General features: G+C 46.7%; 20 protein-coding genes and 1 riboswitch. Of the genes, 15 read left to right on the top strand and 5 right to left on the bottom strand.

What is annotated here, in order from left to right:
* Positions 1–92: 92 nt before the first annotated feature.
* Positions 93–989 (bottom strand): FAD:protein FMN transferase, encoded by an 897-nt coding sequence (locus tag GC102_RS38425; RefSeq protein WP_171694186.1) that lies wholly within the window; start codon positions 987–989, stop codon positions 93–95.
* A gap of 270 nt (positions 990–1,259) precedes the next feature.
* On the opposite strand from GC102_RS38425, the gene GC102_RS38420 reads away from it, so the two are divergent.
* The 10 genes from GC102_RS38420 (at position 1,260) to GC102_RS38375 (ending at position 15,477) form a co-directional block, all read left to right on the top strand.
* Entirely contained in the window at positions 1,260–3,275 is a 2,016-nt protein-coding gene (locus GC102_RS38420) for a glycosyltransferase family 39 protein (protein ID WP_312883506.1), read from the top strand.
* A 28-nt stretch (positions 3,276–3,303) separates the two neighbouring features.
* Positions 3,304–4,272, top strand: a complete 969-nt coding sequence (locus GC102_RS38415) for a glycosyltransferase family 2 protein (RefSeq protein ID WP_171694184.1) — start codon at positions 3,304–3,306, stop codon at positions 4,270–4,272.
* 14 nt (positions 4,273–4,286) lie between these two features.
* Positions 4,287–5,189, top strand: a complete 903-nt coding sequence (gene galU / locus GC102_RS38410; RefSeq protein WP_171694183.1) for a UTP--glucose-1-phosphate uridylyltransferase GalU — start codon at positions 4,287–4,289, stop codon at positions 5,187–5,189.
* Between the two features lie 164 nt (positions 5,190–5,353).
* On the top strand, positions 5,354–6,037 hold the full coding sequence (locus tag GC102_RS38405) for a response regulator transcription factor (protein WP_171644367.1): 684 nt from the start codon (positions 5,354–5,356) through the stop codon (positions 6,035–6,037).
* Positions 6,034–7,536 (top strand): sensor histidine kinase, encoded by a 1,503-nt coding sequence (locus GC102_RS38400; protein ID WP_171694182.1) that lies wholly within the window; start codon positions 6,034–6,036, stop codon positions 7,534–7,536. Before GC102_RS38405 ends, GC102_RS38400 begins: the two co-directional genes overlap by 4 nt.
* 723 nt (positions 7,537–8,259) lie before the next feature.
* On the top strand, positions 8,260–9,348 hold the full coding sequence (locus tag GC102_RS38395; RefSeq protein WP_171694181.1) for a hypothetical protein: 1,089 nt from the start codon (positions 8,260–8,262) through the stop codon (positions 9,346–9,348).
* 344 nt (positions 9,349–9,692) lie between these two features.
* A complete protein-coding gene (locus GC102_RS40225; RefSeq protein ID WP_281367752.1) occupies positions 9,693–11,321 on the top strand; it encodes an efflux RND transporter periplasmic adaptor subunit in 1,629 nt (542 codons plus the stop codon).
* 35 nt (positions 11,322–11,356) lie between these two features.
* Positions 11,357–12,082 carry an ABC transporter ATP-binding protein gene (locus GC102_RS38385; protein ID WP_312883503.1) on the top strand — a complete coding sequence of 242 codons (726 nt, stop codon included), beginning with the start codon at positions 11,357–11,359 and terminating at the stop codon, positions 12,080–12,082.
* A complete protein-coding gene (locus tag GC102_RS38380; protein WP_171694180.1) occupies positions 12,079–13,257 on the top strand; it encodes an ABC transporter permease in 1,179 nt (392 codons plus the stop codon). The genes GC102_RS38385 and GC102_RS38380 overlap by 4 nt, the downstream gene beginning before the upstream one ends.
* 21 nt (positions 13,258–13,278) lie before the next feature.
* A complete protein-coding gene (locus GC102_RS38375; RefSeq protein ID WP_171694179.1) occupies positions 13,279–15,477 on the top strand; it encodes a hypothetical protein in 2,199 nt (732 codons plus the stop codon).
* A gap of 456 nt (positions 15,478–15,933) precedes the next feature.
* Here the strand turns inward: GC102_RS38375 and GC102_RS38370 are convergent, their stop codons facing one another.
* Positions 15,934–16,920: a metallophosphoesterase family protein gene (locus tag GC102_RS38370; RefSeq protein WP_171694178.1), complete on the bottom strand. Its 987-nt coding sequence runs from the start codon at positions 16,918–16,920 to the stop codon at positions 15,934–15,936.
* A gap of 570 nt (positions 16,921–17,490) precedes the next feature.
* Between GC102_RS38370 and GC102_RS38365 the strand changes: the two genes are divergently transcribed.
* Genes GC102_RS38365 through GC102_RS38355 form a run of 3 tightly spaced genes read left to right on the top strand, consistent with a single transcriptional unit; the run spans position 17,491 to position 19,438 of the window.
* Positions 17,491–17,859 (top strand): GntR family transcriptional regulator, encoded by a 369-nt coding sequence (locus GC102_RS38365; RefSeq protein WP_047678668.1) that lies wholly within the window; start codon positions 17,491–17,493, stop codon positions 17,857–17,859.
* Positions 17,859–18,755: an ABC transporter ATP-binding protein gene (locus GC102_RS38360; protein ID WP_171694177.1), complete on the top strand. Its 897-nt coding sequence runs from the start codon at positions 17,859–17,861 to the stop codon at positions 18,753–18,755. Before GC102_RS38365 ends, GC102_RS38360 begins: the two co-directional genes overlap by 1 nt.
* The gene (locus GC102_RS38355) at positions 18,755–19,438 is read left to right on the top strand and encodes a hypothetical protein (RefSeq protein ID WP_171694176.1); all 684 of its coding nucleotides are present in this window, start codon (positions 18,755–18,757) and stop codon (positions 19,436–19,438) included. The genes GC102_RS38360 and GC102_RS38355 overlap by 1 nt, the downstream gene beginning before the upstream one ends.
* A 42-nt stretch (positions 19,439–19,480) precedes the next feature.
* On the opposite strand, the gene GC102_RS38350 is transcribed toward GC102_RS38355, so the two are convergent.
* From GC102_RS38350 to GC102_RS38340, 3 genes are all read right to left on the bottom strand, one after another.
* Complete coding sequence (locus GC102_RS38350; protein WP_171694105.1) at positions 19,481–19,675, bottom strand: DUF5701 family protein; 195 nt, start codon at positions 19,673–19,675, stop codon at positions 19,481–19,483.
* Positions 19,676–19,757: 82 nt separating this feature from the next.
* Positions 19,758–20,291, bottom strand: a complete 534-nt coding sequence (locus GC102_RS38345) for an SRPBCC family protein (RefSeq protein WP_171694175.1) — start codon at positions 20,289–20,291, stop codon at positions 19,758–19,760.
* Positions 20,292–20,293: 2 nt separating this feature from the next.
* The gene (locus GC102_RS38340) at positions 20,294–20,635 is read right to left on the bottom strand and encodes an ArsR/SmtB family transcription factor (RefSeq protein WP_171694269.1); all 342 of its coding nucleotides are present in this window, start codon (positions 20,633–20,635) and stop codon (positions 20,294–20,296) included.
* A gap of 417 nt (positions 20,636–21,052) precedes the next feature.
* Here GC102_RS38340 and GC102_RS38335 point away from each other — a divergent pair, with 417 nt between their 5' ends.
* Both GC102_RS38335 and GC102_RS40480 read left to right on the top strand, forming a co-directional pair.
* Positions 21,053–21,742 (top strand): 3D domain-containing protein, encoded by a 690-nt coding sequence (locus tag GC102_RS38335; protein WP_171694174.1) that lies wholly within the window; start codon positions 21,053–21,055, stop codon positions 21,740–21,742.
* A 196-nt stretch (positions 21,743–21,938) separates the two neighbouring features.
* Positions 21,939–22,033: riboswitch (cyclic di-GMP riboswitch) on the top strand.
* A 56-nt stretch (positions 22,034–22,089) separates the two neighbouring features.
* Positions 22,090–24,762, top strand: coding sequence for a stalk domain-containing protein (locus tag GC102_RS40480; RefSeq protein WP_171694173.1), 2,673 nt, complete (start codon positions 22,090–22,092; stop codon positions 24,760–24,762).
* The last annotated feature ends 111 nt before the right edge of the window (positions 24,763–24,873 follow it).

The raw sequence follows: 24,873 nt of genomic DNA, 5'->3' as shown, positions 1-24,873 counted from the left end.
TGTAAGGGTTCTGTGGATAAAGGGCGATTGAATGTGGATAAATGGCTGAATCGGAAAAGTATTGTCTCAGGCCTGTGTTTAATCGTAATACCTCAGGACACCATGTCCTGAAAGTGATAATGGTCAATGTGCATGTCCAGCCATCTTCTATTCAGAGATGCTTCTTTACCAAAGTAGTGCAGCTCCTGGTTCGTGGAGAGCACAATAGCTTCGCAAATGGAGGTGCGCTTGGCAAGCAGTGCTAGCCCTTCTTCGACGCCGAGTGTACACAGTGTTCTTGCCCAAACTTGGCACTCAACCATATCTTGGCCAGTAATGGTGCACTGCACGATATCGCTGCCGGGTGTGGACATTTTATCCTCAAATGGACTGTAAGTAGACAGGGAGCCCTCCGGCATGGCGATGGCGCCCAGTTTGGCGTTCGCGTTCCAAGGGTTTTGAATGCCAATGACCCAAGGGTCAAGATTCGTAGAGCCGCGCCCCCATACCGTGATATCCCCTCCAGCTAAGATGAGGCCTTGATCGAGCGACATGCTCTTCTGCATATATTCAGCTAGCCGTTTAATGGACCAGCTTTTTTCTATCCCTCTTAAATCGATGTTTGAATGACTGGGAAGCTTGATTGATTTCATAGCCGGATCTATTTCCCACTCTAATGAGGCAGAAGCTTTCCCAGGGCCCATTGACGTCCCTTTTTGTAGGAGAGGGTTATAGTTCCCCGCGGTTATTTTTTGATATGCCTCAGCTAGAAAAAGCACCTCTAACATCGTAGTAGAAACCATACAATTTTCACCGGCTAATGTATTCAGAAGCCTGATTTCACTGTCGGCGAGATAAGGGCTGAAACGCTTTTCCACACTTCGAAACCAATCGATAGCCAGCTTCTTAATGAGAGTACTTTCTTTCTCTTCACAGTGGAGCAGCATCTCGATATTAGACTCCATAGTTTGTAAATGAAACGGATGCAAGTACTGTGTGATACGCTCCATAAGGTTTTCCTCATTTCTTTCGTGTCCTGAAGGTTATGAACCTATTATAGAAGCGTTAACTGAGATTCAATTGATAATTAGCTGAAAGATTACTGAAAAATCAAGCCAGGCGCTGAACTAGAAAGCTGCGGTCTGGCTTATTCAGCAATGTCTCAGAATGCTTTCAAGAAACGCTCAGTGCGCATTCAGCTGTAATTCAGCATGGGTGGGTAAAGTTGTACCTGTAAACGAGGGACACGGATGACTTAAAGGGGAGTGCTAGAGAAGATGATTACACCAAAAAGCAAAAAAATCGATTATATCCTCGTAGCGATAGCATTATTAGCGGGTTTTCTGAACATGTTTAACATTTGGCAGGATCAGACAGTGAATGGGTATTACACCGCGGCTGTAACAAGTATGCTGCAAAGCTTTCATAACTTTTTCTTTGCTTCCTTCGATCCGGCCGGATATGTGACGGTGGATAAGCCGCCGATGACGTTTTGGATCCAGACGATAAGCGCGTATGTATTCGGGGTGCATGGTTGGAGTGTGATTTTGCCTCAAGCGTTGGCAGGTGTTGGTTCGGTGCTGTTGATGTACTTCCTTATCAAACCTACGTTTGGCAAAATGTCAGCTCGATTGGCCAGCCTTGCCTTTGCTTGTACCCCGATCGCCGCGGCGGTTAGTCGTACGAATAATGTGGACAGTATGCTGGTTTTCACGCTTGTACTAGCCACATGGATGCTATTTCGTGGTATTCGCGGCAATAAGTGGGGGTGGGTTGTAGCGGCTTTTGGCATAATTGGTGTGGCTTTTAATATGAAAATGCTTCAAGCCTACATGGTCATTCCGGCTTTCTATTTGTTCTACTTATTCGTAAGTAAAGTGAATTGGAAAAGCAAGCTAAAGGTGCTTACAGGCGCTTCGGCTGCACTTATCGCCTTATCGATATCATGGGCAGTCATCGTAGATTCGATCCCGGCGGACAAACGTCCTTATATGGGGAGCAGTCAGACGAACTCAGTGCTGGAGCTGGCCTTTGGCTATAACGGTGTATCCCGTCTGACAGGTAATCAAGGACCAGGTGGGGGCGGAGATGGCGCGAGACCGGACGGTTCCGGTGCGATGCAGGACGGACAAGGCGGTCTTGGAGGATTCCCGGATGGCGGTGGACCCGATGGAGCTCCAGGTGGTAAAGGCGGTGGCGGTGGTGCATTCAATACCGGAACGGCAGGGCCTCTGCGATTGTTCCAATCGGCACTTTCCGGTCAAATTAGCTGGCTCATTCCTTTCGCAGCTTTTGGCGTTCTCGCGCTGTTAATAGGTATTCGCAGAAAAAAACCGATGACTGCCAAACAGTTTGAAACTTTATTCTGGTTAGCATGGCTGCTCCCGGCAGCAGCGTTCTTCAGTGTTGCAGGCTTTTTCCATCAGTACTATTTGATTATGTTGGCCGCGCCAATCTCGGCATTGGTGGGAGCTGGTTGGACCGAGCTTTGGAACCTTTACCGGGAGAGAGCCGGTTGGAAAATGTGGCTGTTACCCGCAGCAATCGCGGTGACGACAGCTTTCGAACTGTACATTATCACGCCTTATAATGGTCAAATTGGAGCAGGATTGGCGATCGGTGTAGGCGCAGCCGGAGCGGCTGCTGTCCTGGTCCTTGTGCTCACTGCTAAGAAAGAGAAAATCGCTCATACGGCGGCTATTCTCGGATTGTTGGTCTTGCTTGCAGCGCCGCTGTATTGGGCTGCGACACCGCTCCTTTATGGTGGAAACAGTATGCTTCCTGAAGCTGGACCGAATTTGAAGCAAAGCTCAGGAATGGGCGGTTCCCGCATGGGGGGACCCGGCGAAGTGAATACGAAATTGTTAGATTACGTGACCAAAAACAACACAGGGGAGACATATTTGTTCGCTGTCTCTAGAGCGACGGAAGCTTCTTCTTATATTATAAAAACCGGCAAAGCGGTGATGGCGATGGGCGGATTCTCAGGCTCTGACCCGATTCTCACGGTAGATAAGCTGAAAGAAATGGTTCAAAACAAAGAAATTAAATACTTCCTGATTTCTTCTGGCGGCTTTGGTGGCGGCGGCGGTACCAGCTCGGAATTAACGACTTGGATCAAAGAGCACAGTACCGAGGTTCCGAAGAGTGAGTACCAGTCGGAGACTGCTCAAACACAGCAAGGTGAGCAAGATCAAGTCTCAACGCAAGATGGTCGGGACGGACAAGACAGACCTATGGGCGGTGGCATGAATGGCTCCGGAACGCTCTACGAAATCAATGTTGATTCCCTATAATTCAAGCAAAAATGAAGGAGGAAACACTATGACTGAGTATGTACGATATTCTGTTGTCATTCCTGTGTTCAATGAGGAAGCTGTTATTCAAGAAACGTATCAGCGGCTGAAGCAAGTGATGAATCGAACCGACTCTTCATATGAGCTGTTGTTCGTCAACGACGGAAGTCGCGACCATACAGCCGCGATCCTCCAAGGCATCAGTGAAACAGACGAACGCGTTAAACTCATTAATTTCTCCCGGAATTTCGGTCATCAGATCGCCATTACAGCGGGTATGGATTATGCAAACGGAGATGCGGTTGTCGTCATTGACGCCGATCTCCAAGATCCGCCCGAGCTCATTCTGGAGATGATTGCGAAGTGGAAAGAAGGCTATGACGTCGTCTACGCCAAGCGTACGAAGCGCAAGGGTGAGACCTTCTTCAAGAAACAGACGGCGCATTTGTTCTACCGCATCTTGCAGGCATCTACGGATATTGCCATCCCTGTGGATACAGGCGATTTCCGCCTTATGGACCGCAAGGTTTGCGATGAGATGAGCCGGTTAACGGAGAAAAACCGCTTCGTCCGCGGGCTTGTTTCTTGGGTCGGCTTCCGCCAAACAGCCGTCGAATATGTGCGAGATGAGCGTGCCGCCGGGGAAACCAAGTATCCACTCAAGAAAATGCTCAAGCTGTCCATGGACGGTATCACTTCTTTTTCCATCAAACCATTGAAGTTGGCTACTTATCTCGGAGGTATGCTTTCTATTTCTGGCCTGGCTTACTTAGTGGTTATCATTTATCTTAAACTATTCACAGAAAACGCTGTGGCTGGCTGGAACGGAATTGCCATTATGCAGCTCTTCTTCAGCGGCTTTATCCTGATCATTCTTGGCCTAGTCGGTGAATACATTGGACGCATTTACGATGAATCCAAAGGCCGCCCTTTATATATCGTTCGCGATTGTTACGGCATGAAGAAAAAAGAACGAAGAATCAAGAGAATCGTATGAAGGAGTGGTATAAAATGAAAATTAAAAAAGCCGTCATACCAGCAGCAGGTCTTGGTACAAGAATATTACCAGCGACGAAAGCGCAGCCAAAAGAAATGCTCCCCATTGTCGATAAGCCGGCCATCCAATACATTGTCGAAGAGGCTGTACAGGCCGGAATTGAAAACATCTTGATCGTTACAGGTCGCAATAAAAAGTCCATTGAAGACCATTTTGATAAGTCGGTCGAGCTGGAGCAGACGCTTTTTGAGAAAGAGAAGCTGGAGCTGCTGAGCGAAATTCAAAGCATTTCGAACATGGCTAATATCCATTATATTCGCCAAAAGGAGCCGCTTGGGCTGGGTCATGCCATTCTTTGTGCCGAGCCTTTTATCGGGGACGAACCTTTCGCTGTACTGCTTGGGGATGACATTATGAATTCCGAAACTTCCGCTTTGCTGGAGATGATGCAAGTTTTTGAAGCGACGAACAAGCAGGTTGTCGGTGTGCAGCAAGTTCCACAAGCTGACGTAGGTAAATATGGGATCATCGCGGCAGGCACGCAGCATAATCGTACGTATCAAGTTAGCGACTTGGTGGAAAAGCCTTCTCCGAATAACGCACCATCGAACATGGCGATTATGGGCAGGTATATTTTGAAACCATCCATATTCGAAGTGCTGCAAACAATTGAACGAGGAGCGGGGAATGAGTATCAGCTGACGGACGCTCTGCGCAAGATGTGTCTGCAGGAAGGACTGATGGCGCTTGAACTCAAGGGAGATCGCTACGACATCGGAGATAAATTCGGATACATGAAGGCGATTGTGGAGCTGGGGCTTCAAAGAGAGGAGCTTCGCCCGCAGCTGCTGGCGTATCTGGATATTCTTTTGCAGAAAGAATTGGGGAAGGAGAAGCTGCGAAAGCGAGTTGTGTAACGAATAGGCTTGGATAAAAAGTCGGGTCCGCTCAGGGTCCGGCTTATTCGTTTGGAAGTTGAACATTCAGCAACCTTTCAGCAACCGCTCAGATTGCTTTTAGGGAGGATATGGGATACTGACTGTAGAAAACGTGTACAATGAACTTCGGGGGGACTAAAACTATGCGCCAATTAAAAGGTATCAAAATTCTGCTCGTTGATGACGAGCCTCATATTCTAGAATTTCTGGAGTTAGGTTTAACGAATGAAGGGTTTGAAGTGATGACGGCACAGGACGGGATTAGTGCGATCACAGCATGCAATAAGTTTCAGCCGCATATCGCTATTCTGGACGTGATGATGCCGGGGATGGACGGATTCGAAGTTTGTCGAATGATTAAGAAGACAGAAAATGTCGCAGTTATCATGCTGACGGCTAAGGATGAAGTCGATGACAGGGTCAAGGGACTTACGCTTGGTGCCGATGATTATATGATTAAGCCGTTCAGCTTTGAGGAGCTGCTTGCCCGCATCTATGCGCGAATTCGCAATCATTTCCCGAACTTGTTCGGTGAAGTGATCATTGGACCGCTTCGCATGGATGATCGACGTAAAGAGATTAGCTTGAATGATAAGGTTTTGGAGCTATCCCCAACGGAATACGAACTGCTCAAATTTATGTCGATTAACCATGGACTTGTGTTAAGTAAATCGATGATTCTCGATAAAGTATGGGGCTATGACTTCGGTGGCGAAGAGAACATCGTCGAGGTGTACATTCGCTCCTTACGTGATAAGCTAGGCGATAAAGAACATAAGTTAATCCGCACGATTCGCGGCGCCGGGTATCGGATGGATTTAACATGAAAAGGCGGGGCCGGTTTGCCGAGCATTTTGTTACCGGTTCGCTGAAATTCCAGTTACTCTCGCGGTCTTTGTTAGTGATGTCTGTGTTGTTGCTGCTGATTGGTGTATTCCAATATATTTTCATGCAGCAATTTCTGTATAAGAACAAGGCGGAAACGATTCGCAACCAACTTGCGACGTTACCTCCCAATACGTGGCAGCGAGCAGGGGAATCTCCAGATCGAGGCCAGAATCCTTTTATGTCCAGACGAGACACTAATGGTGGTAACCGTTCGGACAATACGGGAGGAGAGTTTCCCCGAATTTTCGTTCCTGATTTATCCATTGCTTTGATCGATAGTGAAGGGACTTATAAGCAGTTGTCTTCAGAAAATGTAACGTCCCCTATGCAGCTAACGAAGGAAGAATATCAGGAATTATTGAAATCGAAAGAGAAGCTGATCTACCGAATCGTGAAGGATAAGGATGGCAATGAACAGTTGATTGCCTTTCATCAAATTCGCGAGAGATCCCAAGGCGTACAAGGACTTATTCAGGCGAGCACGAGTACAGCACCGATCAAAGATTTGCTGCTCCGTCAGTTGTTCACCTTTCTACTGTTGTCCATGACAGCATTGGTTGTAGGGCTGCTTGGATTTCTGCCCGTGTTAAGGCGGACGTTGGTGCCACTTTCTAATATGGTGGATACGGTGAAACAAATCGATTCAGGTAATCTGGGTGAGCGGTTCCCTGCGCATCAGGGGCAGGTGGAGATTGACCGGTTATCGACTTCTTTCAATAGTATGCTAGAGCGATTGGAGTTTTCTTTTGAGGCGGAAAAAGAGGCAAAAGAGCAAATGCGCCGCTTCGCTGCGGATGCCTCGCACGAGCTTCGTACACCGCTGACCTCCATTCATGGCTTTCTGGAAGTGCTGCTTCGCGGAGCGTATCAACAACCGGAGCAATTGCTGAAAGCGCTGAAGAGCATGCACGGCGAATCCGTGCGTATTAATAAGCTAGTTGAAGACCTCCTGCTGCTTGCTCGGTTAGATCGCACGCCATCTTTTCAGAAATCGGAAGGGCTGCTCGATGAGATGCTGCATGAGATGGAGCCCCAGCTTCGTCTACTGGCAGGAGACAGAAAAGTTACTTTTACGCTGGAGCCCCAGATCCGTTGTCTGTATGATCCAGATAAAATTAAGCAGGTCATTCTCAACTTGTTTCACAACGCAGTTCAGCATACGCATCCTTTAACCGGTGAACTAGGGCTTTCATTAGCAAAGACAGACTCAGGTGTGGAAATAGCTGTTCATGACAATGGGCCAGGTATTGCACCTGAACATCTCCCTCATTTGTTTGATCGGTTCTACCGAATCGATTCCTCAAGGGCGCGAAGGAGCGGCGGTGCAGGGTTGGGATTGTCCATCACCCGTTCCATTGTGGAGCTGCATGGCGGAACGATTGAGGTTTATAGTACAGTAGGTGAAGGTAGTACATTTAAAGTGCTGCTGTTTCCATAGAATGAGAGGAGCCTTATCTCGACGTGATGTCGGGGTGGGGCTTTTTTTTATCTTTAGACCGTTTTTAGCCAGAGTAATGCTCACACAATTGAAAATAAGAGCCCCCAGAAGCTTCTATTTCGCCAAAAGGTGGCTAATGGTGGGAAATAAGAGTTCCAGAGACTCTTATTTGTTGCCGAACACGGTGTATGTGGTTATTCCGCGCAAATAAGAGCTCCCAGAAGCTGCTATTTCGCTAAAAACTGGCTAATGGTGGGGAATAAGAGTCTTCAGAGACTCTTATTTGGTGCTGAACACGGTGTGTGTGGTTATTCCGCGCAAATAGGAGCCTCCAGAAGCTTCTATTTCGCCAAAAGGTGGCTAATGGTGGGAAATAAGAGTCTCCAAAGACTCTTATTTGGTGTCGAACACAGTGTGTGTGGATTATTCCGCGCAAATAAGAGCCCCCAGAAGCTTCTATTTCGCCAAAAGGTGGCTAATGGTGGGGAATAAGAGTCTCCAGAGACTCTTATTTGGTTTCGGGGTAAGCGAGGGTAGCTGGTCGATGATACCAAGCCAAACTACATCTACGAGCCGTCGTATGGCATTTTCCACTTTCAGCCAACCCTCAGAAATCTCTCAACCAATCTTCAGTTTACACTCAGATGAGATTCAGGTTAGGCGTCTATACTTGGTTTTGTAAGGAAGAAACAAAAAATATAAAGAAAAAGGTGGAAACAAATTATGAAAAACATCGGCAGAAAAATTCTTACAGGTTCATTGGTAGCTTCTTTTGTACTCGGAGTTGGTTTTGTTGGAGCCTTACATAATCAAGCATTTGCAGATACAGTGACAGGTACGTCAACGAGCACATCAACTCAAAATGCAGGACCTGGAGGCAAAGGTCGTGGAGATTTCGGAGATCGTGGTGGCTTCAAGGGTGCGAACGTGGTCAAAGAAACAGCAACAATCCTGGGCGTTGAGGAAAGCGTCGTACAAGACGCATTGAAAGCGGACAAAACATTGGCTGCATTTGCAGAGGAAAAGGGACTTGCGAAAGCAGACTATTTGCAAAAGCTAGTCGCAGCAGAGACCGCTTCGATTACAGCTGATGTAACAACGGGCAAAATTACACAAGCACAAGCAGATAATGTTCTCAAAGGTCTAACTGATCAATTGACAAAGCGTATTGATGCGATTGGATTCAAAGGTGGATTCCCTGGCGGAGAAGGCGGTCGCGGTGGCATGGGCAAAGGTCACGGTGGCAATCTGGTAGAGCAAACAGCAACAATTCTTAGCGTGGAGCAAAGTGTTGTGCAGGATGCTTTGAAAGCTGGTAAAACATTATCGGCTTTTGCAGTGGAAAAAGGTTTAACGGAAGCAGACTACGTGGCTAAGTTAGTTGCCGCAGAAACAACAGCGATCAACGCTGAGGTTACAGCTGGGAAGATTACGCAAGCGCAAGCAGACCAAATATTGACTGGCTTGTCCGACCGATTGACGAAACAAGTACAAAGCACGCGTCCTGAAGGTGGTCGGGATGGTAGAGGCGGCGGTCATGGCGGCCCTGGTGGTGGGCTATTCGGGAACCCTGAGGTGCTGACGCAAATTCTGGGCATCACGCAAGATGAGCTGAGAACGGAACTAGAAGCGGGCAAATCGATCTTGGATGTTGCTACAGCTAAAGGCATCAGTGAAGATGATCTCGTTAGCAAAATCAAAGACGGAATGACGGATTCTATTAAGAAGCATGTTAAGCAAAAAGGCACTGATCGTAAGCGCCCAGTAGGCACACCGTCATCAAATACAACAACACCAACTGCAACGAGCTAAAAATGAATTGAAGGAAGCTGCTCGCTATGCGGGCGGCTTTTTTCTGTGTGAGTGAGATAGCCAATGAGTCTTGGCCGCTAGATACAATTTGAGCTCATATCGTCCAGCCATCAATCACCGAGTAATCACATGCGCGACCTAATCTTTTTCAGCAAACGCTCAGCCTGTGTTCAACTTATATTCAGCCTACGCTCAGACAGGTTTCAGCCACCCCAATTACACTAAGTCCAGTAGGGATTGTCATAGCCTGGGCGGTGGATAGTCTGGGTAACTGGGAGAGGGGCATAAAGGATGAAATTAGGTCGGAAGAAGAGATGGATCATTGTGGCTTTAGCTGCCATTCTATGGGAGCGGGAACATACTATTACGTACATAACAAGGCGCAACCAGCGTCTGCAGCAACACAGCAAACAACGATGAAAGTGACCAAAGGGGCGATATCCTCAACGGTATCAGGAACTTCTCAGCTGGATGCCAAGGACAAGCAAAATATTGTGATCCCCATAGATGGTATCATCAAAACGATGAATTTGACGCAAAATCAGGCGGTCAAGAAAGGCGATGTGCTAGTCGAGCTGTCAGTGCCTTCAACGGAAACGACTCTCAAGGAAGCACAGGTCAGCTTGCAGCAGCTTGAGAAGGAGCTTGCAGAGCTACAGGACCAACAAAATCATATGAGTGTTACAGCTTTAATGTCTGGCAAGATTACATTAGCAGCCAATCTTGATGTAGGCAGTCAAGTCAATAAAACAACGAAGATCGGCACGATTTCAGATACATCGCAGTTTAAAGTGAAGCTGCCATTCTCCCTGCAAGAAGCTGTGCAGCTGAAAAAGGGTGATCCTGTAGAGCTTAGCGTCGATGGCTATTTACTATCCAAAGTCGGAGCGGTGGATACGATTGGTCGTGAAATTAAAGCAGATGCTAACGGCAACAAAGTGGTTACGGTGGAGGTTCTGGTTACTAATGATGGGACGCTTTCGGCGGGCCTTAAGGTAAAGGGAAGCATCGGCAGCGGCGATGGTAAAATCGACTCCTCCGAGCAAGTGGCGCTTGAGTATGTACGCACAACTCCAATTTTCGCCGAGGCAAGCGGTACGATTAAAAGCATGAAATTTAAAGATAGTGAAACGGTGAAACAGGGTGATTTGATCGCCACCTTATTCAATGACGATCTTCAAAACAATATTATTAGCAAGCAATCAGCCATCGAAAGTCAAAAAATCCGTGTGAACGATGCGGAGCAAAAGGTTAATCAATTAACGATCAAAGCGCCGTTCGATGGCGTGTTCTCGGCTGATTTTGCCAATAGTAAAAATAATGTGCTTCGCAATTATCCAGCAGGTGCGCAGATTAATGCCAACACAACGTTGGGAGCCGTAGCGAGCCTCAGTACGATGCAGCTGGCTATTGCCGTAGATGAGCTTGATTTAACAAGCGTCAAGGTAGGACAGAAGGTGACCGTGAAGGTTGATGCAATCTCAGGCAAGACGTTCCAGGGTGAAGTGACTTCCGTTTCCAATGTAGGAACAACGACGAATGGGGTTACAACGTATGATGCTGTTGTAGCGATTCCGAATACCGATCAGAATGATTTGAAATATGCGATGACGGCGACGGCTGAGATCTTTATACAAGATAAGAAAGATATTCTCGTGCTTCCGATCCAAGTGGTGACAACAACCAGAGGAAAGTCTACTGTTTCGCTGAAGAAAGCGGACGGAACCGTCGAAGAGCAGCACGAAATCAAAGTGGGTATTCGCAGCAAGACGCAGGTTGAGGTGGTAAGTGGTTTGAACGCAGGCGACGAGGTCGTGATGCCGGTGCGCAGAGCGACAACGACGAATCAACAGCAGCAAGGTTTCCCTGGGGGTGCAGGTGGTTTTCAGGGTGGCGCAGGTGGTAACTTCCCTGGTGGAGCTGGCGGCACGGGCGGTGGCGGAACGCAAAATGGTGGAGGCACGGGCCGCTAGCCGTGAGCCAGCCCCTACGGAGAGGAGTGATTCGGGTGAATATCATTGAACTAAACGAGGTAACGAAGAGTTATGCTCGGGGTGCAGAAGAATTGCAAATTTTGCGCGGCATTACCCTACATATTGCAGAAGGAGATTTTGTTGCCATCATTGGTCCCAGTGGATCGGGAAAGTCAACGTTAATGAATACAATCGGGCTTTTGGATAGTCCAACCTCTGGCTCCTATACGTTAGACGGCGTAGCAACAGAGAAGATGTCAGACAACGGACTTGCTGAGCTGCGCAATCGGAAAATTGGCTTTATTTTTCAACAGTTCAACCTGCTGCCCAGACTTACTGCGACGGAGAACGTAGAGCTCCCGATGATTTATGCAGGCATTCCAGCCAAACAGCGGAGAGAACAGGCGCAGCGGATGCTGGAGAAGCTGGGGATGGGTGAGCGAGGACATCACAAGCCAAGTGAACTGTCTGGCGGGCAGCAGCAGCGGGTAGCTATTGCCAGAGCTTTGGCCATATCACCGTCATTAATTCTAGCAGATGAGCCGACAGGTGCACTGGATTCGAAGACTGGCATTGAGGTGCTGGAATTGATTAAGGAGCTGAATCAGCAAGGCAACACCATTGTTTTGATCACCCATGATCATCACATTGCGGACAATGCCAAACGCGTCGTGACACTACGTGACGGAGAAATCATTAGCGATCAGAGAAACGAAATGCTGCCAACACCTGAACGTAAGTTAGAGGGGGCGCTTTCATGAGAATTTGGGAGCTTTTCCAAATGGCGATAGCCACGGTGCGTTCGAATCCGCTTCGTACGGTGCTGACCATGCTTGGCGTTATCATTGGCGTTAGCTCAGTCATTACGCTAGTTTCGATAGGTCAAGGCACGTCCAAGGCGATTGAAAAGCAGTACGAAGGACTGGGAACGAACCTGCTGACAGTTAACCTGATGGGCAACGGACGCGCCACGCAGCTGAATTATGATGAGGTTATGCAGCTTGAAAATACATCGGGAATCAGTGCAATTGCGCCAACGATGACTAGAAATAGTACCAGTATCAAATACGACCGGACAACAGAGACCTACAATGTCATTGGGACTAATGATCGCTACCTAAGTTTACAAAAGGGGACAGTCGCCAGCGGCCGCTTCTTAGCTCAAGCCGATCTGGACTTCCGCAATCACGTTGCGGTCATAGGCAGTGATGTGGCCAAGCAGTTTTTCGGTACGGATGACCCGATTGACGAAGAAATTAATGTGAACGGATATATGTACACGATAATCGGTGTGCTCAAAACGAAAGGCTCCAATACAAGCGGAACGTCGCTCGATAGCTCGGTTTTTGTGCCTCTCCCTACCATGAGCAGGGATTTTAAACTGGGCAACATTCGGACGGCATATGTCGAAGCGGCTTCTGGCGATGAGGTAACCCGGGTACAAAGAACGTTAGAAACGTATTTATTTAATAAATTTAAAAGTACAACGGGATACAACATTTTGAATTCATCCGAATTAATTAGCGCTAGACAGACGGCATCCAGCACACTGACCAATCAGCTAGTCGCGGTAGCGGCGATATCCCTCCTGGTAGGCGGGATCGGTATCATGAACATCATGCTTGTAACCGTAAGTGAGCGCACCCGGGAGATTGGGATTCGTAAATCGATTGGCGCGAAGCGAAGAAACATTTTGCTGCAGTTCCTAGTTGAAGCTACGCTGATTAGCGGCATGGGTGGGTTGATCGGATTGATTTTGGGGGTCGGGTTATCTCTAGCGTGGCCTTATATAAACCCTAGTCAACAAACGAGTTTATCCATAAATGTAGGACTTTACGCATTCTTATTCTCGGCCTTAGTTGGTGTTATTTTCGGGTTATATCCAGCTAATAAAGCATCGAAATTAAAACCTATCGACGCACTGCGTTTTGATTAGGTACACAGGAGGTATGAAAATATGATTCGCAAATTATCATCAATTTCACTCAAACAGACAGGTTTTGCCCTACTGTTGACTGGCAGCTTTGCAGCTGCATCGTGGATGGCTCCCGCTGCTCACGCGGCTTCCGAAGCGATTTATATCTCGAATTCCTCTTATTTTACATTAAACCAAGCGGCGCTTTCGTCCTCTTCTCTTCAGTTTTCCGTTCTTTTACATAACGGGGAAAGCCAACCGATAGATTTTAACCAATATGGGGTACGGGTTACGGATCAAGCAGGACATAGCTACACGGCGAAATTAAGCGAGAAAAAGAGTGCGAGTGTTCTCCCTGGACAGGATCAAAGCTTCCGATTCTACGCTAACCTGCCAGCAGGTGAAACGGCCGCTCAACTAAAAGTTGATGTGTTCCGCTGGGATTTCGTCAAAGCTGATTTTATGAATCATCTAGGCGATCTTCCTGTTTCCTCGGTCGTGCAGGAGGGACAAGTAAAGGTGCCTGAGCAAATTATTAATTTGCATGCACTCGACAGTACGCTCTCAAATGACGCATCCGTTGCTTTTCAATTGGGCCAAAGCGTCCGCGTAACAGAGAATGGGAAATGGTACATGTACACGCAAGTTTCAGCTAAAAACTTAGGCTCGAGCAGCGTTAAGCTGCCTTCCGGTCTACAAGTTAGACTCGTGGATGCTAACGGACTGAAATATACCTCTACGGTTGCTAGCGGTTCCGATACAACGTTTCTACCGAATCAATCGGATACGATGACGCTCAAAACACTCGTTTCCAGACAAATGCCGACCAGTGGTCTCACGCTGGAATATTATTACTTGAATCAAAGCGAGGATGTCTCGCTTGGTACGCTAAGTCTGAACGCTTCGCTTCAAACAACAGCGCTTGGCGCCAAACAAGTTTATGCTGGGCAGCAGGAGGGCGAGCAGGTCACCGTGAAGGCGAATACGTCGACGTATTCGATTCAAGCCGACGGTGTTCATGTGCAGACCGTTGTCACGCTCAGCAATGATGGCGAGGCGATTGCCTCCGTGCCATCCTTCTCTGCTTCTTATCAGTTCGGCGATGCCGGCACATCCGTGACATCGACCGATAACGCCGCCCGCAGCGGATACTTGGCTCCAAAGGAGACGGCTTCGTATTACTTCAACGCTACCCTGCCAACAGGAGTTGATCCGAATGCGGCTCAGCTGGTGCTGTGGCAGACGGCTAGTTCGGGTAGCAGCTCAGGAACTGGCTCGACAACAAGTACATCGAGCGGCGGCACAGCTTCGGGTACAGCAACAACAGGCTCAGGGGCGGGGGCCACTGCAAGCTCGACATCTACGTCTAGCAGTAGTGGAGCTGCAGCGACCGGTCAAATGCCTGTTGCCGTTTTCCTGCTTAAGGGAGCAAGTGAAGCACAAAGCGGCTATACAACAGCTGTGAATTATGAGTTTGGCAGTAAGCTGATTTTCAACAACAATTCTGTTGTTAATAAAAATCTAGACGTCGCCTTAGTCGAGCTGCATGCTCACGAGAACGACGATCTAGGCTACAAAACAGCCGTAGCCAAATACAAAATCACGAATAACGGAACAAGCACCATTGCCCTTCCCGAGCTTCAAAATGAGCTGATCGACAGCAAAGGCAATACCTACACAGGCACTCGCCAAAGCGCTGTTGCGACTCAAATTACACCGGGAAGTTCTTATGTGGTGAGCTATTCCTACCTGCTTCCGAATAAAGCACAATCCGATGATGAGACATTCGCATTGAATGTTTATGACGATAAGTCAGTATCCGAGGGTAATGTGTCTGTCGGAACCTATCGGGTAGCGCTGCAGAAAGAGACAGAAAGCGATACGCTTGCCTTGTATCCTTTCTCACTCAAAGTGAACGACAGCTCGATAAGCTGGCTTTATAGCAGCGGGACTTACTCTTACCAGCTTAATCTTGATCTGGACATTGCCCATGAAGATCAGGTGATTATCGATTCGAACTTCTCCAAAATTGAGTTCGATATGGTCGATTCCCTAGGCCGCATTGTTGGCACTCAAACAGCAACACTGACGGGGACGGGGAAATTAACGAGCGGCAAGCAAAAAATTGTCGTCACCGGTTTGAAAAATGAGCAAGTTGATTCCGGCGTGGTCGTCAATATGTACGAAGTGATTGAGACACCGAATGGGACGGCTAAGCGCCTTATTAAACAATTTCATTAGGATTGATGGGAACTGAATTCGTATAAAAAGATTAAATCGAAAAGGACTAAAATGCAAAAAGACTGCCAGACATTGGGCTATTTCTAGCCTTGTCGGGCAGTTTTTTTTCAACGACTGACCAATCAACATACAACTGTTGAGTAAGGAAATGGGGGGCGAAATCAACTTCAGGTTCATCTTTCCCAACTAAAGGACTGGAGCGACGTTAATCCCCGAAAAAGATTGAATTTGAAAATCTAATGGACCCGACAGCCCTTAATCTACTTCATATTATGAAAATAAGATAGATTGAAACCGAATAACGGCGCTGAAGTCCGTAAGCTCGGAATCATCGCTCCAAATAGGTAGTTAACGGCATCCAGGTCCGTTAAACGTCTATTTCCGGTTGGTTTCATTAACTGTGTGCGTTAATTGGTCCGTCGTAGTTTTTTTGGCGGATGCGGAGACGGCGGATGCCTATTTCACGTCGTATCCTTTGGCGATGGATGGTTCAATCCATCGCTTTTTGAAGTGTTCGCGGCGCATGATCACCACACGGTCTTTGTAGACGTCCACGACGAGACTCTGGCTGATTGCCTGTGTCTCGGGCACGTTTTGCGCGTTCCATACCTCCCGGATGGAAGCGCTGGAAGCGGCAAGAAACTTCAGCTGCTTCACTTGTCTGGTCGTTTCCAGGTTCCAGTGGGTGTGACCACTGAACAGAATGACGTTCGGGTGCGCATCGAGCAGCGCCCGCAGCTCCTCGTGCTGGACGACGCCCAGCTCCAGATCCGTGCCATCCAGCGTCTGCGGCAGCGGCTGGTGGAGGAATACGAACACGGGCTTGCCGGCATCCGCCGAGCCCGCGGCCGTTAGCCGCTCGCGCAGCCAGCTGAGCTGCTCGGGCGAGAGGAACGCATTCTCACCGTAGGATGCGTTCACGTCCCTGTACGCTTCCCCGCTAAGGAATAGGAAGCGGTAGCCCTCCACGATAAGCTCGTGATACGGCTTATCGTAGCCCATCATGCGGTCGAATAACGCGACCGCTTGCTTGCTCGACCATGTTGGATTCATCTTCGATGTATCCAACCCACCCTCCGTCGTGCGCCACACGCCGTAGTAATCGTGGTTGCCCATGGTCGCATGCACAGGGGCATGGTGCTGGCGGCCGAGCAGCGCCAGCAAGCTGCGATAGTCGGCCTCACTCCCATTCGTGAGGTCGCCGTTCAAGACGAGCAGCTTGCTGTCGGGGCGGAGCGCGTGATGATCGGCCAGCGCTTGACTCAGCCTCAGCTGAGCGACTTGATCGTAGGACGTGATGTGAACATCGCTCATCACGGAGAACGAAAACAAAGGCGCAGCCAGAGGCTGTTCAACCTTGCCACTAGCCAAGGTTGTGCCTCGCAACGGGGTCAATAATAGAAGAAAACTAAGGATAAGTATTCGCAGCTTTAATGATTTCATCTCGGATTCACCTTCCAATTAGACTTATCGATTGTCCTTATTTAGCTTGCTTAGCGATGATTGTACTGGTTGAGATTGTGGAAACATTCAAGCTCATATAGCGAATGATTTTCTTTCAGGCAATGGATTTTCTAGTTTTTATTTGAGAGTGAGTGGAGTAGAAGCCTTCGAATCTGTCAGTTCCCGCCTTTGTAATAAGGGAAAGTTGTACGGTGTACAACATTTTTGTCCAATTTTTCTCACCAAGCTGTAATTGTTGTAGTTTGTACAACAATACAGCTTTATTTCTGGTTATTTGGCTGTTTTTGGGCTAAATTGTTGTATTTTTTACATCATTCGCCGAAAACTCTCGGATTCGCTCACATAATGTTGTACAGAGTACAACTTTGCTAACCGTGGGAGTAAGATGGGGGTGCTTACAGCAAGCACGCACCCTAGTGGTATTCCCAGTTCCAAGGGAATTTATTTATTTTGCTGCCCAGCCCAAATATCAGTTTAAGTGTTGACTTTTAAGTCAGTTGGTTGTATGGTTAATTACATGAGTAACTAACCAATGTGGTGGTGAGAGAAATGGGACTAATGATGGACGATAGCCGCCCGATTTTTGTACAAATTGCAGAACGTATTGAAGACGACATCATTGAGTCAAGAATGCCAGAGGAATCGCAAGTGCCTTCTACGAATCAGTTTGCATCCTTTTATCAAATTAATCCGGCGACAGCAGCGAAAGGTGTTAATTTGTTGGTAGACCAAGGGATTTTGTACAAGAAACGAGGAATTGGCATGTTTGTAGCGGAGGGAGCGCGAACGAAGCTGATGGAGAAGCGGAAAGAACTATTTTATGAGCAATATGTGGTGACGATGGTGAAAGAAGCCGAGAAGCTCGGGATTACCGTAGAGCAATTGACGGAAATGGTGCGCAGAGGGGAGAAAGCGTGATGACCAACATTGTGGAAGTGAAAGGACTAACCAAGACCTATGGCCAAATGATGGCAGTAGATCATGTTAGTTTCACGATTGAAGCGAACAAAATCTATGGCTTGCTAGGCAGAAACGGAGCAGGTAAAACAACGATCATGCACATGATCTCGTCTCAACAGTTTGCTACAAGCGGCGAGTTGAAGGTATTTGGGGAAGAACCTTACGAGAATAGCCGAGTGCTCAATCAAATTTGCTTCATTAAAGAGAGCCAGAAGTACCCAGATAGTTTCCGTGTCATAGATGTAATCGAGGTTGCGAGAACGCTTTTCCCGAACTGGGATCATGCTTATGCGCATGCTTTAATTGAAGATTTCCGTCTGCCTTTGAAAAGAAAAATAAAAAAGCTATCCAGAGGGATGCTTTCTTCTGTTGGTATTGTGGTTGGTCTGGCTAGTCGAGCGCCATTAACCATCTTTGATGAGCCCTATTTGGGTCTGGATGCTGTGGCAAGAATCCTATTCTATGATCGCTTGCTTGAAGACTATGCTGAGTTTCCGCGGACCGTTATCCTCTCCACGCATCTCATCGACGAAGTAAGCCGTTTACTCGAGCACGTGCTGGTTATCGATAACGGCAAATTGATTATGAATGAAAATGCGGATGCTCTTCGCGGTCGTGCTTGCACGGTGTCCGGTCTAGCAACAGCGGTGGATTCATTCACACGAGGCAAAGAATTGCTTGAACGCACGGCGATTGGTGCGGCTGCATCGGCTACATTTCTAGGTGTTCTAAGTGAGCGGGATCGGAAGGAAGCAGAGACGTTAGGACTTGAATTCACACCGGTATCTATGCAGCAGCTTATCGTTCATCTGACGCGCACACCATCAATCGCGGGGAAGGGGACTGAGGAATAATGAATCGAGTAAACCAGGTAGTAAAGCTCCATTTGAGGAACAAAATGACATGGTTCGCTATCCCATGGTTCATTGTCGGTGCAAACTTTTTGATCAATTTGATTATTGCGACCTCGCTGGGAGTAAATGAGTCCATAAACACGGGAGCGATTATTTCGATTTTCATCTACACCCTTGTAGCAGGAACGGTCACTATTAAAGAAACCTTCCCATTTGCCTTGGGACTGAGTATTCGAAGGAAGGATTACTTCTTTGGAACGGCTGTGACAGCTATTATTGTCAATGCTTGCTCAGCCCTGGTACTTGCCATCCTGTCGATGATTGAAGAGGCCACCCATGGCTGGGGGGTTCGATTGCACCTTTTTAATGTTCAATTTCTAAACGATCTTTCACTGATAGGCACGTGGGGTATTTATCTCATCGTACTTCTTCATATGTATTTCCTCGGGTTCGCGATATCCAGCTTACACCGTCGTTTCGGCAGCGCTTCGATGTATATCTTTTTTGCATCCCTGCTTTTGATTGGTACCGTAGTTTCCTATACCTTCACCCACTTTGGGTTATGGGGCGGTATCTTGGATTGGATCATCCACAGTTATATGGATATATTCTGGTGGATGGTACCTATGGTTGTCGTGTATTTGGTGGCAGCTTATGGATTGCTTCGTAGAGCGACGGTTTAGAACTAAGAATAAGCCTGCTGCAGCTGCAGTGGGCTTATTTTGTTAGTTTCCTAATCGAGATCCGAGCCACGTATGCGGGTTGCCTGCCCAGCAACAGCCCAGCTTTGGCTTGCCGGCGCTAATCCATAAAGTGGTCACTTTGCGGTCGCCGCAGCTAGAAGCGAGAAGAGAGAAACCGTTATTTTTCTGTAAAATATCCGGGAAATGAGTAATCAAGCTCGCATACGCCTCAAGCAAAAACGCCACCCAAGCAACATACCTGAATCGGCAAGTGCTGCTAAAGTGGCGCAAAAAACATCTTTTAAACCGGCAAAAACGCTTATACGACTTTGGCTAAGTATGCATCGAGCTGATCGAACGTTCCGCCGAAGCCTTGTTTCATGGAATCATACATGCCCTCAAAGAACCTAAGTTCTTCCTCAGTTGCATTGATAGGCCCTCCGCGCATGATCAGTGTAGTTTTTCCTTCATTTTCAGTAAAAGATAACTTATTCATTATTTCTAGTGGAAAGCTTTCACTGAATGGTGCTCTGATAATGTTAGCCTCTGCATCAGAGAAGGAATTCACGAAGACGAGTTTCTCAGGTGAATTAATTTCATGGTAGACAAACTTACCCCACATTTCAAAGCCTTCAGCTGATTTCATGCTGTAGTGGAAGATGCCACCTGGGCGTAGATCTAAGGTGTGTACGCTTAATTCGAATCCTGTTGGTCCCCACCAGCGAGCTAAATGTTCAGCCTCAGTCCACGTTTTGAAGACGAGTTCACGTGGTGCGTTGAAGGTACGAGTAAGAACCAATTCGCCTCCTTCTACGGTGACATTGAAGTTGTTCCCTGCTTTTTCTTGAGTCATGTCTAATCCTCCAAATCAAATTGTTTTTTCTTTTCCTTCTCTAACATTAGCTGCAAATAATCGTCCAAACGATCAAATCTCTCTTCCCACATGCGGCGGAAAGAGTCTAGCCAGCCATCCAACTCTTTGAGCGACTGAAACTGCAGGTTATAGATTCTTTTATTCGCAGACGGTTGTACCTCGACAAGTTCTGCATCACTAAGCACGCGGAGATGTTTGGATACTTGCGGCTGCTGGAGCTCAAGCCGATCCGCTATTTCCCCGACGGTAAGAGGGCCGTCACGCAGAAGCTCGACAATGTGCAAGCGGTTTGGCTCGGCAAGAGCACTGAAAGTCTTATTCATAGACATAATATACTCCGAATGGAATATTCCTGTCAAGGAATATTTGTTAATGCAATCGCAATTTGTTGAAAAGCAAAAAGACTGCCACACCGGCAGTCTTTCCTTCTTTCACGTTCTTTCACATGTTTTAGTTTAAGCCAAGATTCGTTTTGTATACTACTTTATGCCTTCTTATTTCTTTACCCATTTTTTCTGTAGTAAATCGATAGACCATTTTTACTCGGTTTATAAGTTTTCATAGGGATCTTGCTCACTTCTTTTTGGATACTAGTACTATATGTTTCTCTTACGAGAGGGATTGTGTAGTTGTCCACATGTCTATCAAAATGAAAAAATTAATACGAGACGTATATAAATCATAGAATTGGACGAATCTAGTAGCTATAACTCTATTATTTTTTAAGAGGAGGAGATACTATGTTTCGTAAAATTCTTTATGTTACTTTGACGCTTCCGTTGCTGCTTTGTTTGTGGCAGGTGCAACCCGCCTATTCGTACCCTGAAAGTGAAGATGGGGGGGAATTACCTCCTACGTATAGTATGGCAAGAAATGCAGCTCCTGTGGAAGAAGCCGCTCAAGCTGAGCTTGTTCAGCCTAAGACGCAGTACCAAGTGGACCGCGGAGATACACTGTTCAAAATTGCACGTGATTTTGGCGTAACCGTAGATGACCTTATCAGCTCTAACAATATTCAAAATCCGAACCAGCTAACGATTGGTCAAAGTTTAACGATTCCGAAGACTGAATCAGAGATTGGTTTACCAAATGGTCAAAAGAAAATTATCAAAAAAGTGTTGAACACAACCCTTACAGCTTATACGGCTGGTGTTGAATCAACAGGTAAAAAGGCTTCCCATCCCATGTACGGCATCACATTTAGTGGTCTTAAAGCCAAAGAAGGACGTACGATCGCCGTGGACCCGGCTGTTATCCCTTTAGGATCTACAGTGTTCATTGACGGTATAGGTATTCGTAAAGCAGAGGATATAGGTTCGGCTATTCGCGGTTCGAGAATTGATGTATTCATGAATGATCTAAATGACGCTCAAGAATTCGGCGTAAAGAAGAATGTGAAAGTCTATCTGCTAGATAGAGAGAATATTTAAGTCAGAAATTTATCAGGGCAAAGGTCAACCGGGACATAAGGTTGGCCTTTTTTGTGTGATATCACACACTTTGTGCATGTATTTCCTCTTTTTTGTAGAAAAGTGTTGAATTTTGAAAAAACGTGGATTAATATGGAAAACAGTCAGTTCTATATAACTAGTTCCAATGAGTAAAAATACCTAAAAACCAAGCGATAATGAACAAAGGCAAATCCATCGAAAGGTGGAGACGCAAAGCCACGGGTCTAAGCCATGAGTCACGTTTCATGGGACGATAGCCGGGTTGCTCTATTGAGCTTGGTTTTTTGTGTTATTTTAACATGGAGATTGAGAAGGAGCGAGTGCGTGTGGGGTTTATAGGAAAGAAATTATGGGTGCTTATCTTGATGGTTGTCATCGGTGCAGGGTCTTTAGTTTTACTGCCAAAAAGCGCCTTCGCGGAGTTATTCACCTCAACGGACAAGCTTACCGAGTACACGCTACCTGAGTCTGAAGCGAAGATCACAGGCAATCAGATGGTGTACATAGGCAAAGATAATATAGGTTGGGAGCAGGTATTCAGTCGCAACCTAGAGACCGGAGAATTGAAGCAACTTACTGACACCAAGAAGTTTAAGAAATACTTATCTGCAGGAGGAGGCTACGCTGTCTATTTGGAGGACCAAAAGCATGTTATGCTTGTCAATCTTCTAACCGGTGAAGTAACCGAGACTGAAATCCCTCCATATCCCTATGATCAATTTGCCACTGATGGGAAATATGTTGTTTTCTACAAACCGCTTGAAGGGACGTTCAGGGCTTATAACTTAGAAACTAAAGTAATCAAAGAAATCGGAAAAGGCAGAAGGGCTTTAATTGAAAATGGTATTGTCGTCTATATTAGCGAGAAGGGAAGCTTAGAACGCTATAACGCAACGGATGGATTGTCCAGAACATTGTACAAGCCAACAGAAGGTTATATCAGGAATGATAAGAAATTTGCATTTGACGGCAAAAACGTTATCTGGATACATGCATTTACTTCCAAGCCAGATTATGAGACAAGGATGCTGAATGTCGAGGATATCGACACCGTACCAAAGGTACTAAGCACCTTCAAGGAATTAGGAGATCTTTTCTCGCAAGTATCCATTGGTACTGGTATAGCGGCATGGCCGGAGTTCAAAAATGGAGCTAACCATATTGTCGCTGCCGATCTTACTTCAAAACAAACGGGCATTGTTGGAGACAACGAGATCCTCGTTGGCATCTACAACGACCAGCTTGTACTGAGAATGAAGGACGAAACCATCCAACTTCGCCAGCTCAAAAAGACAGGTGAAGGTCAGGTAGCAGACACGCTTGTTTCGGCTGTTCCTTATTTCTATAGTGTCCCTACTGGTGTCAGAGAAAGTATCGGGAAATTGGGTTATATTAAAAAACTGTCTACACAGGACGATAGCGTAACCGTATACTCACCGAAAGACCCGGAATCTGATTTTTATGAAGCTGTCACAATTGACTTCAAGGATGATAAAGATTTAGCGCTTACCAAAGCACTTAAGCCTGGCCAAAAAATGGTCAGCTACCCGTGGGCTGTGTCCTATGAGTCGAGGGATGACGTCTTGAAGCTCTCGATGACTTATATGAAGGAAAGAGTTCCTGCAGGAGGTCTGAACAAACTGGGGATTTATCGACTAGATTCCGGCGTGTGGACTTACATGGGCGCTCTGCTAGAGGAGAATAACACACGGTTATTTACGGACATTTCTCAGTCAGGTGTTTATGCTGTGCTTTACTTCGATGTTCCGAATGAGTTTGTTCGTGATTATTGGATACAGAAGCGAATTGAACAATTAAATGCAGATAAACCGATTCGTGTTTTCTTGGACGGAGAAGAAGTGGTCTTCCATCAGTCCCCTGTACTGAAGGATGGATCAACGACGGTTGAATTTAGACCTATTTTCGAAAAACTGGGTTTAGACATTGAATGGAACGACTCCAAACAAAGTGTAACAGGAACGAATCAGGGTAAGTCGCTCTCCCTCATATTAGGACAGGATGAAGCGAACGTGAATGGCAGTACTACCTCAATGCCTACCGCTCCTTTTCTAAATCAGGGTTACACCTTCGTACCGCTGCGCTTTGTTGGCGAAGCAACGGGGCGCAAGGTGCTGTGGGATGCTAATCTGAAATCCGTTTATATCTACGATCCTGCAACTGAAGGAAAGCTGTACGGTGACAACGGCGCACTTCTATATGAAGGTCAAGTCAAGAATGGCCAAATGAACGGCAAAGGAAAGCTATACCGCGATAATGGCTCAGTTTGGTATGATGCCGTGTTCCATGATAATGAAGTCGTTGGACCAGGCGTCATCTATTTTTCAGGTAACCAATACGGTCGCGACCGAACAGGTGAAATTGCGATTGCGCAGAAGTTCGAGGACGGTCGTCAGACAGGCTATGTTATCAATATTGACGATAGTAGTTTCGTAGCTTACGAAGGTGAAACTAAATTAGGGGTTTTTCAAGGGAAAGGTAAGTTTTACATCGTAGATAAGCTTGTCTACGATGGCGAGTTTAAAGACAATTTGTATGACGGTTATGGCAAGTATTTTATAAATGGAATTCTTCGATACGAAGGCAATTGGGTTAAGAACATCCCTAATGGATACGGTAAGACTTATGAAAAATCTGAAGACAAGGTTTATCTCTATGAAGAGGGACAATATGCTGACGGAATGCTTAACGGGAAGGGAACTCAATATTATTCATCAGGTGCCAAATATTACGAAGGAAATTTCGTGAAAGGAGGTACGAGCAACGGCACCTACTATTACGAAGATGGAAAATCATGGATAGAACTCGCGCTTAAAGAAAATGGAACCTATTTCGGGACGATCTATTACAAAAATGGCGAACGTTATGTTGGCGAATATTCGAAAACTTACATGACACGTCATGGCCAAGGAACTACATACGATAAGGATGGTAAAGTAATCTTCCAGGGTAAATATAAGATTGACGTACCCCAGCCTTAAAAATCTACCAAAGCGGCTTGCTTGCATTTGGACTCAATTCCCGCAGCCCGCTTAGTGATTGAAACAGAGAGAATTCACAGTGGATTAACGGCAGGCAAAATAAGCGAATGG

Source organism: Paenibacillus germinis, from assembly GCF_013141785.1.
Lineage (GTDB): Bacteria > Bacillota > Bacilli > Paenibacillales > NBRC-103111 > Paenibacillus_E > Paenibacillus_E phytorum.
This window is presented reverse-complemented; position numbering and strand designations above follow the sequence as displayed.

Bases quoted from the DNA above. Each gene is read 5' to 3' on its own strand.
- GC102_RS38345 (WP_171694175.1), bottom strand. From the start codon at position 20,291: ATGACTCAAGAAAAAGCAGGGAACAACTTCAATGTCACCGTAGAAGGA.
- GC102_RS38335 (WP_171694174.1), top strand. From the start codon at position 21,053: ATGTTTCGTAAAATTCTTTATGTTACTTTGACGCTTCCGTTGCTGCTT.
- GC102_RS38405 (WP_171644367.1), top strand. From the start codon at position 5,354: ATGCGCCAATTAAAAGGTATCAAAATTCTGCTCGTTGATGACGAGCCT.
- GC102_RS38355 (WP_171694176.1), top strand. From the start codon at position 18,755: ATGAATCGAGTAAACCAGGTAGTAAAGCTCCATTTGAGGAACAAAATG.
- galU (WP_171694183.1), top strand. From the start codon at position 4,287: ATGAAAATTAAAAAAGCCGTCATACCAGCAGCAGGTCTTGGTACAAGA.
- GC102_RS38425 (WP_171694186.1), bottom strand. From the start codon at position 989: ATGGAGCGTATCACACAGTACTTGCATCCGTTTCATTTACAAACTATG.
- GC102_RS38395 (WP_171694181.1), top strand. From the start codon at position 8,260: ATGAAAAACATCGGCAGAAAAATTCTTACAGGTTCATTGGTAGCTTCT.
- GC102_RS38380 (WP_171694180.1), top strand. From the start codon at position 12,079: ATGAGAATTTGGGAGCTTTTCCAAATGGCGATAGCCACGGTGCGTTCG.
- GC102_RS38415 (WP_171694184.1), top strand. From the start codon at position 3,304: ATGACTGAGTATGTACGATATTCTGTTGTCATTCCTGTGTTCAATGAG.
- GC102_RS38365 (WP_047678668.1), top strand. From the start codon at position 17,491: ATGGGACTAATGATGGACGATAGCCGCCCGATTTTTGTACAAATTGCA.
- GC102_RS40225 (WP_281367752.1), top strand. From the start codon at position 9,693: ATGGGAGCGGGAACATACTATTACGTACATAACAAGGCGCAACCAGCG.
- GC102_RS38370 (WP_171694178.1), bottom strand. From the start codon at position 16,920: ATGAAATCATTAAAGCTGCGAATACTTATCCTTAGTTTTCTTCTATTA.
- GC102_RS38360 (WP_171694177.1), top strand. From the start codon at position 17,859: ATGACCAACATTGTGGAAGTGAAAGGACTAACCAAGACCTATGGCCAA.
- GC102_RS38400 (WP_171694182.1), top strand. From the start codon at position 6,034: ATGAAAAGGCGGGGCCGGTTTGCCGAGCATTTTGTTACCGGTTCGCTG.
- GC102_RS38375 (WP_171694179.1), top strand. From the start codon at position 13,279: ATGATTCGCAAATTATCATCAATTTCACTCAAACAGACAGGTTTTGCC.
- GC102_RS38340 (WP_171694269.1), bottom strand. From the start codon at position 20,635: ATGAATAAGACTTTCAGTGCTCTTGCCGAGCCAAACCGCTTGCACATT.